The sequence below is a fragment of the Streptococcus sp. 3167 genome (assembly GCF_013277175.1).
In the GTDB taxonomy this organism is placed as follows: Bacteria; Bacillota; Bacilli; order Lactobacillales; family Streptococcaceae; genus Streptococcus; species Streptococcus pseudopneumoniae.
Genome location: NZ_VMML01000021.1, coordinates 20,614 through 33,155, shown reverse-complemented (window position 1 = coordinate 33,155; position 12,542 = coordinate 20,614). Strand labels below are relative to the sequence as shown.

General features: G+C 38.9%; 7 protein-coding genes and 1 pseudogene. All 8 read right to left on the bottom strand.

Annotated elements, in window-relative coordinates:
• Positions 1-7: 7 nt before the first annotated feature.
• Complete coding sequence (locus HT678_RS03175) at positions 8-2,896, bottom strand: pneumococcal-type histidine triad protein (RefSeq protein ID WP_023938121.1); 2,889 nt, start codon at positions 2,894-2,896, stop codon at positions 8-10.
• A 316-nt stretch (positions 2,897-3,212) separates the two neighbouring features.
• Positions 3,213-6,305: a pneumococcal-type histidine triad protein gene (locus HT678_RS03170; protein ID WP_023938123.1), complete on the bottom strand. Its 3,093-nt coding sequence runs from the start codon at positions 6,303-6,305 to the stop codon at positions 3,213-3,215.
• Between the two features lie 7 nt (positions 6,306-6,312).
• The gene (adcAII, locus tag HT678_RS03165; protein WP_000744536.1) at positions 6,313-7,230 is read right to left on the bottom strand and encodes a zinc-binding lipoprotein AdcAII; all 918 of its coding nucleotides are present in this window, start codon (positions 7,228-7,230) and stop codon (positions 6,313-6,315) included.
• A 142-nt stretch (positions 7,231-7,372) separates the two neighbouring features.
• Positions 7,373-8,764 (bottom strand): amino acid permease, encoded by a 1,392-nt coding sequence (locus tag HT678_RS03160; RefSeq protein WP_001020307.1) that lies wholly within the window; start codon positions 8,762-8,764, stop codon positions 7,373-7,375.
• A gap of 124 nt (positions 8,765-8,888) precedes the next feature.
• Complete coding sequence (gene sdbB, locus HT678_RS03155) at positions 8,889-9,446, bottom strand: thiol-disulfide oxidoreductase-associated lipoprotein SdbB (protein WP_000757366.1); 558 nt, start codon at positions 9,444-9,446, stop codon at positions 8,889-8,891.
• A gap of 11 nt (positions 9,447-9,457) precedes the next feature.
• On the bottom strand, positions 9,458-10,165 hold the full coding sequence (ccdA2, locus tag HT678_RS03150; RefSeq protein ID WP_014017248.1) for a thiol-disulfide oxidoreductase-associated membrane protein CcdA2: 708 nt from the start codon (positions 10,163-10,165) through the stop codon (positions 9,458-9,460).
• A gap of 230 nt (positions 10,166-10,395) precedes the next feature.
• Positions 10,396-10,812, bottom strand: coding sequence for a transmembrane domain-containing protein (locus HT678_RS03145; protein WP_025170644.1), 417 nt, complete (start codon positions 10,810-10,812; stop codon positions 10,396-10,398).
• Positions 10,813-10,839: 27 nt separating this feature from the next.
• Positions 10,840-11,037 (bottom strand): annotated as a pseudogene (locus tag HT678_RS03140) (hypothetical protein); the annotation flags it as partial.
• Positions 11,038-12,542: the final 1,505 nt, after the last annotated feature.

Below are 12,542 nucleotides of genomic sequence, written 5' to 3'. Positions count from 1 at the left end.
TTTCTGTTTATTCTACTGCTTTTTCTTGATTACCAGTGCTTGTTGTAGATTCAGTTGATCCCTTTTCTGAAGTTAATTCAGCAGGTTTAGAATCTCTTGTGTTGCTTGCTTTGTTTTCGTCGCTAGCAGTTTCGCTGTTAGATTCTGTAGTTGCGTTTGGTTGGTTCTCAGCACTGGTGTTATCACCATTTGCTTCAGCATTTCTTGCTGGACTTGTTTCTTCACTTGCGCTAGCTTTTGACTGGATTTGGTGATTCAAAACTAGAATAGCTTTTGTCAATTCAAGTAAAGCTGCTTTGTCTTTACTCTTAGCAGAAAGTTGATCTAGTAATGCATCCACTTTATCAAAGTCCTCATCAGAACCATTATTACTTTCTAAATAAGAGTGAAGCGACATGAGAATATCGTAGAGTTTTTGATAGAGTACAAGTGTCTGAGAATCTTGCTCAGCATTTTCCTTTTCTTGTTGAAGGGCGCTAGCGATACGAGTCAAAACATCTTTTACCTGACTGTTTACTTCATCCAAGTCTGCATCAGCCTTGTTTGTGGCAGCTTTTAGATTTTCTACTTCTTCTGCCAAGGATTGTCTGATTCCTTCTTCATGGATTTGTTCCAAGAGTTGATTTGCCTTGTTCAAAAGACTTTCTACTTCTTCCTTGCTGACATGATTGACATATTCTTCTTTTTTAAGATCAGGATAAAGATCTTTCAAAAATTCATAAATCGCTTGCTTAGCAGATTGGTTATCAACTTTTTCTTTATCTAAAACTGTTTCATTTACTTTTGCAGTAGCTGGCTGATTTTTCAAAGCCTCTTCTACTTCTTGTTTTGTTTGGTAAATGCTTGGGAACAGTTTATTCAAGTCCACAGCCTTACGGAAGGATTGAGATTGATATAAAGTAAAAGTCAAATTAGCTACTTTATTACGAAGCTCATCACTTAAACGACCATCGTTTACATGCTCATAGAAGTACTTGATGTATTCCACTGTTGTATCGCCAGTACGGTCATTAAAGTCTTGAAGAGCTTGAAGTTGTGATTCAACCGCTGCTAAAGCAGCCTCATCTTTAGCCAACTTAGCCTCTTGGAGTCGAACGAGAAGGTCTTTCTTAGGAAGTCCATAAGTATCTGTATCTAGCGTATTGATTTTATCAATCAAGGCCTGATATTTCTTATCTAAAGCACTTGTTTCAACAGGTTTGACACTTTCATCAATATGGATATATTGCTTATCAAAGAGGTCAAGTGTTTTTAGATAACCTGCTGTAGAGTTAGTTGCTAGTTTCTTCATATTTTCAGTAAACTGACCTAAAACTAACTCAATCTGTCTTTGTTTGATTGGATCGTCTTTATAGACGTTTCGACTTTCAGCAAGAAGTTGATCTACTTTTGCCAAGACTGCCTTCTCATCAAAAGTTCCAGGTTGATAGTTGGATTGCAGGGCTGGAATTTTGTTTTTCAAGGCTACTTCATAGCCCTTAGTTTGAACCTTGATGTAGTGATTGTGGTCTCCATGACTCATGACAAAACCTGATTCATCTTCAGCGATAATACGATTAGCATCAAATCCGTATCCATCTTCTTCATGTTTCTCATGTGAAGTTCCTGGATTGATTGGAAGAGATGGAGAAGGTGTTGCTAGACTATTGTTTGGAAGAGTCGGTTGCCCAATTTGATTTGATTTTGGAATGTAATGGAAATGATCACCATGTCTTACAATATAAGCTATAGCCGTTTCTTCAATGATATCTTTTGGATTAAAAATATAACCATCAGATACTGAAGAGAGCTCCTTACTTGTCGTTAAAGAAGAAGGATTGCTTGAAAGACTGCCTAGACTAGACACTACTTCATTAGGTTTTGCATTTGTAGAAACTGTAGAACCAGTTCCACTGATAGACACCATTCTGGCAATCTTTTCTTCTAAGGCAGAAAGCTTGCTGTAAGGAATAAAGTGGTAATGGTCGCCATGCGGAATCGCAACTCCATTTGGTGTAAGACTGATAATCTTAGCAGGGTCAAAGACCAGGCCATCTGATTCACTGTAACGTTGGGCGCTAGGTGAATCATAGAGTTCCTTCAAAAGACTCTGGAGATTTTCAGATTTATTTGCTGGCTTGCTAGTTGATCCTTTTGCTACAGATTGCGTATTATTGTCACTAGCTGTTGAAGAATAGCTTAACTGACTCGGTTGCATATTTTTTCCAGCCAGATGTGCTTTAGCTGCTGCTAATTCACTAGCAGATAAATCGCTTTTGGGAATGTAGTGATAGTGACCTCCATGAGGAACGATATAAGCATTACCCGTATCTTCGATAATATCAGCTGGATTAAAGACATAGCCATCATTTGTCGTATATCGTCCCTGAGACCTTGCTACAGCAACATCAGAGCTGACCTTCTCCTTATCTTTGACATGTTCTTGTTTTTGACGATTGATTTCATCTTTGGTTCGAACATTATCAGCATGAGCTACATCTTTCAGGTAGACATAATATTTTCCATCGACCTTGATGATACAACCATCCTTGACTTCATTGACAATATCAGCGTCTTTAAGTTGATAGTTTGGATCCTTCATCAAGAGTTCTTCACTAAAGAGGGCATCATAAGGAACTTTCCCATTATAGTAATGATAGTAGTCACCGTGTGACGTTACATAGCCCTGACCTGTAATTTTGATTACAATTTGCTCAGCCTGAATTCCTTCTTTCTGGCTAACCTGGTCTGGTGTCAAGTTTTCACTTTTCTGACTTGACTGGCTGCCATCCACATAAGAGACACGATTATTGTCCTTATTTTCCTGCGAACGATGCTGGTTTTGTCCATAGGCACATAGACTCAAGGATACGATAACAGCTGATCCAGCTGCTATATATTTTTTACTGAATTTCATAAATCCCTCATTTCAATAAATGATGAAACTTTTTCTTAACTTCTTTTTTCTCGGTTAAACAATTTTTCTAAACCGCTTATTTAACCATTTAATTAACCAGTAAATAGTTTACTATTTAAAATTATAGAGAAATGAAATAAGAATAGGACAAATTGATCAGGACAGTCAAATCAATTTCTAACAATATTTTAGAAGTCAAGGTGTACTATTCTAGATTCAATCTATTATACTTCTGTCAAGTTTCTGTTACTTTCTTCTAAAAAAGAGAAGCAACACGAAAGGTTACTTCTCCATAAAATATGCTTCATTCTTTTTACTACTGTATAGGAGTCGGTTGACTCTCTTTTAACAAAGCCAAGAGCCTATCTAATTCTGCTGAAATAGTGTTACTGTCTTTCGTTCCGAAAAGAAGACTGCTGTTTAGACCAGACAATGTCTCCATAGCATTTTGGCGAGTACGAGAATCTGTTACTTTTTCTAGCAAGGTCTCCGCCTCTGCTATCTTAACGTCAATAACAGAACGCTCTACTTGTGGAACTTCATCCTCATCTGTAGTATCTTCAGCTTCTTCCTCTGTCTCTTCCGCATCAGTGCTTGGTCTATAAAGATTATCTGCTGAAGGATTTAAACCAGCGTGATTCTCTTTTTCATCAGATTCAGAATGAGTTGGCTCACTTACTTCATCATGTTCCTTATCTTCATCAGGTTTACCGTTTTGGTCTGCCTTATTTTTACGAACATGGTCGCTAGCATTACCCCAACCATTATCTGAATGAGGACGTTGGTCAGGATGTTCAACGTAGTATTTCACTGTCGCAAATAAATCTTCTAAGGTATAGCCTTCAGGAGCTGAGTAAAGTCCTTCATCAAACCATGCAAACTTAAGGTTATGATAGTGATCAAAGTGAGGAATTATAAAGTGACCATTTTGTACAGCTACAGTATACTGTAAATGATTCGGTATTTTTTCTAATGGTACCTTTTTCTCAGCTTTTACGCGGTTATAGATAGCTTCTGTCCCTGTTGCCTCTGGTTTTGCTTCTGTTGCTTCAGTAGAATTTGGAGCTTGTAAGCCTTTTTCTTTAGCATAAGCCTGAGCTGCTGCTCTTTCAGCTTCAGATAAGCTGTCTTTTTTAATCCAGTGGCTATGGTTCAAGTGTGGAGTGACGTAGGCATTTCCTTCATCACTTTCAATATCATGCTCATCAAAGATATAGCCATCCTCTGTTGTATATTTACCTGCTAATTTCGCTAATTTAATTTCATCGTCTGTATAGGCAATTTGAGCATTTGGTTTGCCAAGTCGCTCTGGATGGGTAATTGGTGCTAGGAATGCCAATAAATCATCTACCAATTTTACTTTATTAGAAGATTCATCATTCAAGCGCTCTGCTAATTTGTCTAAAGTTTGGAAATCAGAAACGCGACCTTTATTTTCAGACAAGGCTTTATGAGCCTGGGTTAACAGATTGTAGGCTTTATCATAAAATTCTTGGTCACGAGAAGCGACATTTTCTTTTTTAGCAACTAGAGCATGTGTCTCTTGAGTTTTCTTAGACAAGAGATTTTCAATAGCATCAATCTTATCCTTAGCCAAGTCTTTAGCAAAAACATAGTGACTGACACCAGCAATTTCCACAACATATCCTTCCCCAACTTTTCTAACAACCTGTTCTACTGTAAAATCAGTTTGTTTTTTCTCAGTTGATGGTTGAGCTTGCGGTTTTGGTGCTGGTTTCAAATAATTCATTCCCGGCAAGACTGCACCATTTTGTCCCTTAATAGCTATCATACGAGCCAATTTTTCTTCCAAAGGTGACATTTGTGAATAAGGGATAAAGTGATAATGGTCTCCGTGCGGTACAGCAACACCATTAGCTGTACGATTTGTTATTTGTGCCGGGTCAAATACTAGTCCATCCGATTCTACATGGCGTTCTGATAAGGGTTTAGCATACAATTCACGTAAAAGGCTTGGAATGTCTTCCCCTTGATTTTGATGATAAGTTGGAGTGACAGTCAAATTGTGGTTCTCTGACAAGCTTGGTTGAGCTGGATTTGCATTATGACTAGAACTTGAAGAAGGACGAGACCCCTGCTTCCCATTCCAATAGGCTTGGGCTGCAGCCAATTCTCCTGCAGACAAATCACTCTTAGGAATATAGTGAAAATGATTTCCATGCGGTACAACAAAAGCGTCACCTGTATCTTCAATCACATCTGTTGGACTAAAGACATACCCATCATCCGTTGTATAGGCTCCTCCAGTTGCTCTATTCGGTGCCTGCGTATTGAGATTAAAGTTTGCTTTAATGGCTGAACTTGGTTTCGCAGGACTGCTTGGTTTCGTATTATCAGAATGCTTTTGAACTGGCTGACCTCCAATTGGTAGATTTCGAGCCAATTTTTCTTCCAAGGCAGACATTTGCGAATAAGGAATGAAATGGAAATGATCTCCGTGAGGTACTGCCACACCATTTGCAGTACGTTTTGTAATCTGTGCTGGGTCAAATACTAATCCATCAGACTCCACATGACGTTGGCTAAGTGGCAAAGCGTACAATTCTTGAAGGAGACTAGCTAAATCCTCATTTTGACTCTCAGGAGTTGTTGTAAGATTTTGAGGAGTTTCAGATGGACTCGTTCTCACACTAGATCTTGTTTCTCCCCTGCTAGAACGATATTCAACCGTACTTAATTGACCGCCTTTTCCAGATAAGAAGGCTTGGGCAGCAGCTAATTCACTGGCAGACAAATCACTCTTAGGAATATAGTGGAAGTGATTGCCATGAGGAACAATATAGGCATCGCCTGTATCTTCAATGATATCAGAGGCATTAAAGATATAACCATCATCCGTTGTATAACGTCCTTGGGCTCTGGCTGCAACTACCGCCTGATTGTTTGAACCGCCACCGTGATTACTACTATGTTCCTGCTTCTGACGTTTAATCTCTTCTTTTGTCCGAATATTATCCGCATGGGCCGCATCTTTAAGGTAAACATAGTATTTACCGTTTACCTTAATGACATAACCACCCTTGATTTCATTGACAATGTCTGAATCCTTCAACTGATAATTCGAATCTTTCATGAGGAGCTCTTCACTGATGATGGCATCATAAGGAACCTTGCCATTATAGTAATGATAATGGTCTCCATGAGAAGTCACATAACCTTGATCCGTAATCTTGATAACAATTTGTTCAGCATTGATTCCCTCTCTCTTACTGACTTCATCTGGTGTTAAGTTCTCTGCCTTTTGACCAGCCTGATTACCATCTATATAAGCAACTCGATTAGACTCTTTCTTAGCCTGACCAGCTTGGTAACGACCAAGTTCATAGGAACAAACACTTAGGGCAAGAACTGCCACTGAACCTGCTAGATATTTTTTATTGATTTTCATTTTTTCCTCACTTTAATTCTTCTGCTAGAACACTTATATTTTCTTCAAGATTTTCTAAATAGGTCTTGTCATTTTGTGGGTCTGCCTCTAAAGGATTCAGAGTTTTAAGACCTACACCTGTTGATTTGACAAGAGTTTCAGCTACTTTTGAAGAAGCGTTACTTTCTGTAAAAATCGTTTTAACCTTATAGGTTTTAACAAATTCCTGAATTTCTGTTAGTTGTCTTGGACTTGGTTCTTGTTCCGGAGAGATACCTGCAATACCAAGTTGATTGAGTCCAAATCGCTTAGCTAAATAAGAAAAGGCTGTATGTTGTGTTACAAATGTTTTCTGAGTCGCTTTTTCAAATTTAGGCTGGAATTTCTTAGTCAATTCTTGAGCTTTTTTGATAAAGGCTTGCGCATTTTTTTGGTAAGTTTCTTTATGCTCACTATCCGCCTCCGAAAGCTTATCAGCGATAATCTGAGCTTCTTCGCCAGCTTTTTCAGGATCTAGCCAAGTGTGAGGGTCATAGAGCGTTTTTTCATCAACTCCATCCCCTGCTTCTACATCTTCTAGCCCTGGGACGCGGTCTAAAGTCATTCCCTCTGAAGCCTCTAAAACCTTCACTTTGGATTTTTTTAGATTGGGATCTAAACTTCCTGCCCAAGATTCGAGCGTATGTGAATGGTAAACAAAGACATCTGCATCATAGATGGCTGCGATATCATTTGCCGAAGGTTCAAAGGAGTGAATCCCACTACTTGACTGAATCATCCGAACATCATTCAAGTCACCAGATACTTCCTTAACCATAGCATAGATAGGATAAAAACTGGTCACAATTTTCATCCCCTTTCCTGTCTGACTTTCCTTTTGACTACAGGCTCCTAGCAATAAAAGAAAGACACTTAACAAGACTAAAAATAAATTTTGTTTCTTCATGAACAACTCCTTAACTGTTTAATTAACTAGTAAACATTCTACTCCTAAAAACTTAATCTGTCAAGATATTTTTAGAAAAAATTTGAAATTTCTTTCACATATAAAAATCTGCTGAGTTTCAACAACTCAACAGACTTTTACTTTATTCTTCTATGGTAGAATGCTTATAGCCATAAGTGAAGTAAATAATACTTCCTACTAACAAGGCAACTAGGAAAGCAATCCAAGTTTCCATATTATACTGTAACATAAAGGATAAACAAATGATGATTGATAAAATCGGTAACAGGGGTACCAAGGGTGTTTTAAATTCCCCAGCTTTTGGCATCCCTTTTTCTTTCCGTAAGCGAATCAGGCCGTAAGCCAGCATGATTAAGTAGGCCAAGGTACAAATGTTTAAGAAGGCTGCAATACTAGCTAGCGGGAAGATTCCTGCTGCTACTGCTGAAGCTAGACCTGTTAAAATAGTAGCATTCTTTGGTACCTTGCTAGTCTTCGTTAGTTCTTTAAAGGCGGCAGGCATTAAGCCATCGCGCGCTAAACTGTAAATCATACGCGATAGGGCATAGGTCATCGAGATACAAACTGTAATCAAGGTCAAGATAGCCACTAATGACACATAGTTGGCTGCCCAACTGATCCCAACGCTACGAAGGGCAAAGGCAACGGCATCATTGACATTTAAATGACTATAGTGAACCACACCAGTCAAAACAAGCGTCACCAAGGCATAGAGAATGGTTACGATAGAAAGCGATAAGACAATCCCTCTAGGAATATTTTTTTGAGGAGTCTTGACCTCATCTACAGCCATAGAGATGGATTCAAATCCCAAAAAACCGAAGAACATCAAGGAGGCACCAGCCATAATACCAGTACTAGCACCATAGATTTGTCCAAAACCATAAGGAGCAAAATTACTCCAATTATCAAGTTTGATATGCCAAATTCCTACTAAAACAAAGAGAGCTAAAGCCGAGAATTTCAAAATAACTAGAATAGAATTAAAGCGTAAGGCTGCTTTAGCATTGAGTAAAACAAGCGAGGTCACCAAGACCAAGACAAGAATAGGCAATAAATCAACAAATGTCCCTGCTTGAGGATTAAAGGTACCATTTAAAGGCTGAGGAAGGGCTATCCCGTATTGAGAGAGCAAGCCTTTAAAATAAGCTGCCCAACCCGAAGCTACGCCTGATATGGCTGTCATGAACTCCATCATGGTTAACCAACCAGCCAACCAGGCTGGGAATTCTCCTAAAATAGCATAGAGATAACTGTAGGCACCACCTGTAGCAGGTACTCGTGAAGCAAATTCTGCAAAAAAGAGGGCTGATAATCCCACACACAAGGCAGAAATGACGATTGAAATCACTAGGGCTGGACCAGCAAGTGTGGCAGCTGCAGTACCTGTAATTGTAAAGATGCCTGTCCCTACCATGGCTCCGATACCCAGCAAAATCAAATCCCATAACTTCAAATGCCTGTGCATCTCCGTTTTATCCAAACTTACATTCTTTGTTCTAAATATATTCATATTTCTTCTCCAAATAAAATGATGATTCTATTTTACCATAAATATAGGAGATTTGTGACTATTTATAAAATATTTTTCTAAAAAAAAAATCTGACTACATCTTGTAATCAGATTTTTATCGATTCTAGTTCATTTCTTTAAATGCTGCTTCTGCATCCGCATTACTGATAGCACCAAATTGAATCTTTCCAATCTTTCCTTGACTATCAATTAGGTATTCTGTAGGAATGCTTCGAATTTGATAAGCTTGGAAGGTTGTTGCTTTAGTATCATAAAGAACTGGGATATCTTTATATCCTTGTTCTTGGAACCATTGTGGGAATTGATTAACAGTTTTTTCACCTTGAATTCCTGGTGCAATGACAGTAAGAATTTCAAAATCGCGATCTGGTTTTGCAGCTAATTCCATCAACTCAGGCATACTTTTCTTACATGGACCACACCAGGAAGCCCAAAACTTCAAGTAAACCTTTTTACCCTTAAAATCAGATAACTTGACTTCTTTACCATCCATGGATTGCAAGGTGAAGTCTGGAGCATCTTTCCCAACAGCAATTTGCTGTACAGGCGTTTCTTGTTTTGGCTGTTGTGGGGCTTGAGTTTTTTTAGTTTCTTCCTCACCACAGGCTATCAATACAACTAATGACAAGAGACTTAAGCCAGCAAACATTACTTTTTTCATCATTTTCTCCTTTATTCAAAAATTCCAGCTAGAACATTTACTTGTCCTAATAGTAACAAAATTCCCATTAAAATAATGAGGAAACCACCAATTTTCTTCATTAGCATCATATGACGTTTGATTTTACTAAAATAAGGCATGACTAGACCTGAAGCTAGAGCCAAGACCAAGAAAGGAAGAGCCATCCCCAGAGTGTAAATAAGAGTATAGATAGCACCTTGCCAAGCTCCATTGCCTCCAGAAGCCGCAAGCGCTAAAACAGAACTTAAAACTGGACCAATACAAGGCGTCCAACCAAAGCTAAAGGTAATACCGAGTAAAAAGGCTGACCAATAACGATTGGCTTCTGATTTCTTAAAAGTAAAGCTTTTTTGAACCTCTAATTTCTTAAAATGAAAAATTTCCATCTGGTGAAGTCCCAAAATGATAATAATTGTTCCCATAACATATCGAAACCAATTTGCATAGAGAATATGACCAAAGTAACCAGCACCAAAGCCTAGAATAAAGAAAATGAGTGAAATACCTGCGATAAAGCAAAGTGTTCGAATCAAGCCTGACCAGAGAACCTTTCTCCCAAATAAAGAAAAGCTTTTTGCGCTTTCCTGATCATCCAATAAAATCCCAGCATAGACTGGCAGAAGAGGAAAAATACAGGGAGAAAAGAAGGACAAGACCCCTGCTAAAAAAACGGAAATTGAAAATACTATCGTTTCCAATAAAGAACCAACTTTCTTAAGATTTCTAATCCTATTTTACTATATTCAATTTCATTTGTATGCTTTCTGCTACGCAAAATCGTATCGGGCACTACTGGACCAATCTTTTCTTTTGCTAGTCAAGGCGGATCTTATCCCCCAAAATAGCCAAAAAGCAACGACAAGGGTTACTCGTCGCTGCTTTTGTGAACGAAAATGTCTTTTAGATCTGACATTTCATAAATCAAGTTTTACTTGAGTTTGGCAAGGATTACTTTAAGCTCCTCTACTAGTTTAGCTTCTGTCTCTGCTGAGCCATTTTCCTCTTTCACGAAATCAAGGGTTTCTTGGAGAAGGTTTTGGGCTTTAGCAAGGACTTTTTTATCTACTTTTTCTGCATCTAGCTGTCCAAGAACTTTTGTCAATTCCGTGCTTAATTGCTGGATTTCTGACTCTTTCTTACGGCGAACCAACCAGAAGGCAATCACACCTAGAAGGGCGAGTAGACCGACTACAATCACTCCTGCTGGAACTGAGTTTGTTTCAGTCATCTTATCTGAATCCTTACTATCTTCCGTTCCTTGTTTGGCATCTTTCTTGTCCTGTGCAGGCTTGCTGTCGCTAGCATTTGCTTTCACATCTTTGAGAGAGTCCAAGGCAGCCTTCACAGACTCTACTGCAGTACGTAGACCTTGCTCTGTCAAGGCACTATCTTCCAGAGCTTTTTGAGCATCTAGGAGGACCGCCTTGGCTGCATCGATTTTCGGATTAGATACTGTTGCCAAAGCTTTCAAGCGTTGGTCTAACTCTTGAGTCAAGGCACGAAGTTCAGACTTGTCAACTTGCTCTTGAGCTGGAGCTTGCGTGCTCGTTGAGCTAACTGAAGGACTTGCTGCCGCTCTAGGTGCTTGAGTCGGAGCTGGAGCAGGACTTGCAGGTTGACCCGAAGCAGTTGGTTGAGACGGTTGTGGAGCTGGCTCAGATGGAGCTGTTGGAGTCTCAGTAGCTCCTTGGTCTGGCTGAGTAGGAGTAGATGGTTGCGATGTTACGTTATACGAATCGGGAATTGGATAATATCGTTTTGATGGCAAGCTGACTGGTGTTGAAGAAGCACTAACTTCACTATTACCATGTTTAGCTGTCGCACTTACTTGAGTTCCTGCACTAGCCGCATTATGGGAAATTGTAACAACACCACTTACTCCATCAATGCTGACACCTGATTTTGTTGGTGTTAGGCTCCAGCTTGACCCTGATTTCGTAGCTACAACTTTGTCGCTTCCAATGCTAATTTCTACATGGTCTGCATTCGCACTTGGTGTTACCGTTACATTGGCATTCGCTTCGCTAGAGGCAACTGTTGGTTTTTCAGGTGTTGCTTCTTTAGCTACTGGTGCTGTCGCTCTTCTTTCATCACTAAACCAGGAACCACGTTCTCGTGGATTACCATCGTTTACGTTATTATTTACTTCGATAACAGTGAGTGCTCTAAATTTATCTGTTCCTATCTTATTAACTCCAGACTTATAATCAGACTGGGTAATAGTAATTTGGCGTGCAGAACCATCCCCATCATTATTAGGAGATATATCTTTAGAGGCAAGTATATTATAACCTTCCGGATAAGCTAATCCATCCGTACTCCCTCCATAATTAGAAATATCCGAACCTCCGGTTACCAAATATACTTTCATCTTTGCGCCATTAGGTAATTTAGGAACATAAGGAATTGTCACATCAATATTAGGTTTTTCATTAGCTTTACCTGCTAAGCTCGGGACACTTGCATCTGTACTATCATTTGGTGTATTAATAGTCGGCTTCTGAAAAGGGAGATAGTATCCAAATTGTGTCGTCTGACTACCGCTTGAAGTAGTTACTGTTACATTCAATAAATACTGACCCCTGCGCGGAGTAATTCCGTCGAAAGTCAAAGATGCTTCACTCCCATTGACAGAAGATTCGACCTTTAACCCCATGTTTTCATGACCAGTTACAGATATGCTAGTAATTTTCTCATGATTTGATTTAGCACTAATTTTCAAAATATTACCAAATACTCTATCTCCACCTGGTACTACTAGTATATTAGAAACTTCTATTTGTTTACGTACTGCATTCCATCTCCCAATTGTTAATCCTGCTATATTCCGTCTTTTTCTTACATGAACTCCTCTTTCCTCAGAATTTTCCTCACTATCATTTTTTGACATCATCACTTGATTACCATCTAGTAACTTGTGAGCTTTTTCGACAAGTTCTCCAGAAATCTTTCCGTCGTCTGAAAGTCCTAACTTTTCGTTGATAGTATCTGCTAAGTTTTTAAAAGCTGCTGCCGACTCAGGATTGGATTCTTTCAATCTTTTAGATGCATCTATCAATTTATCATATAACTGAT

Excerpts from the sequence above, each read along its gene's own strand:
- HT678_RS03175 (WP_023938121.1), bottom strand. The coding sequence starts at position 2,896 with ATGAAATTCAGTAAAAAATATATAGCAGCTGGATCAGCTGTTATCGTA.
- HT678_RS03170 (WP_023938123.1), bottom strand. The coding sequence starts at position 6,305 with ATGAAAATCAATAAAAAATATCTAGCAGGTTCAGTGGCAGTTCTTGCC.
- adcAII (WP_000744536.1), bottom strand. The coding sequence starts at position 7,230 with ATGAAGAAACAAAATTTATTTTTAGTCTTGTTAAGTGTCTTTCTTTTA.
- HT678_RS03160 (WP_001020307.1), bottom strand. The coding sequence starts at position 8,764 with ATGAATATATTTAGAACAAAGAATGTAAGTTTGGATAAAACGGAGATG.
- sdbB (WP_000757366.1), bottom strand. The coding sequence starts at position 9,446 with ATGAAAAAAGTAATGTTTGCTGGCTTAAGTCTCTTGTCATTAGTTGTA.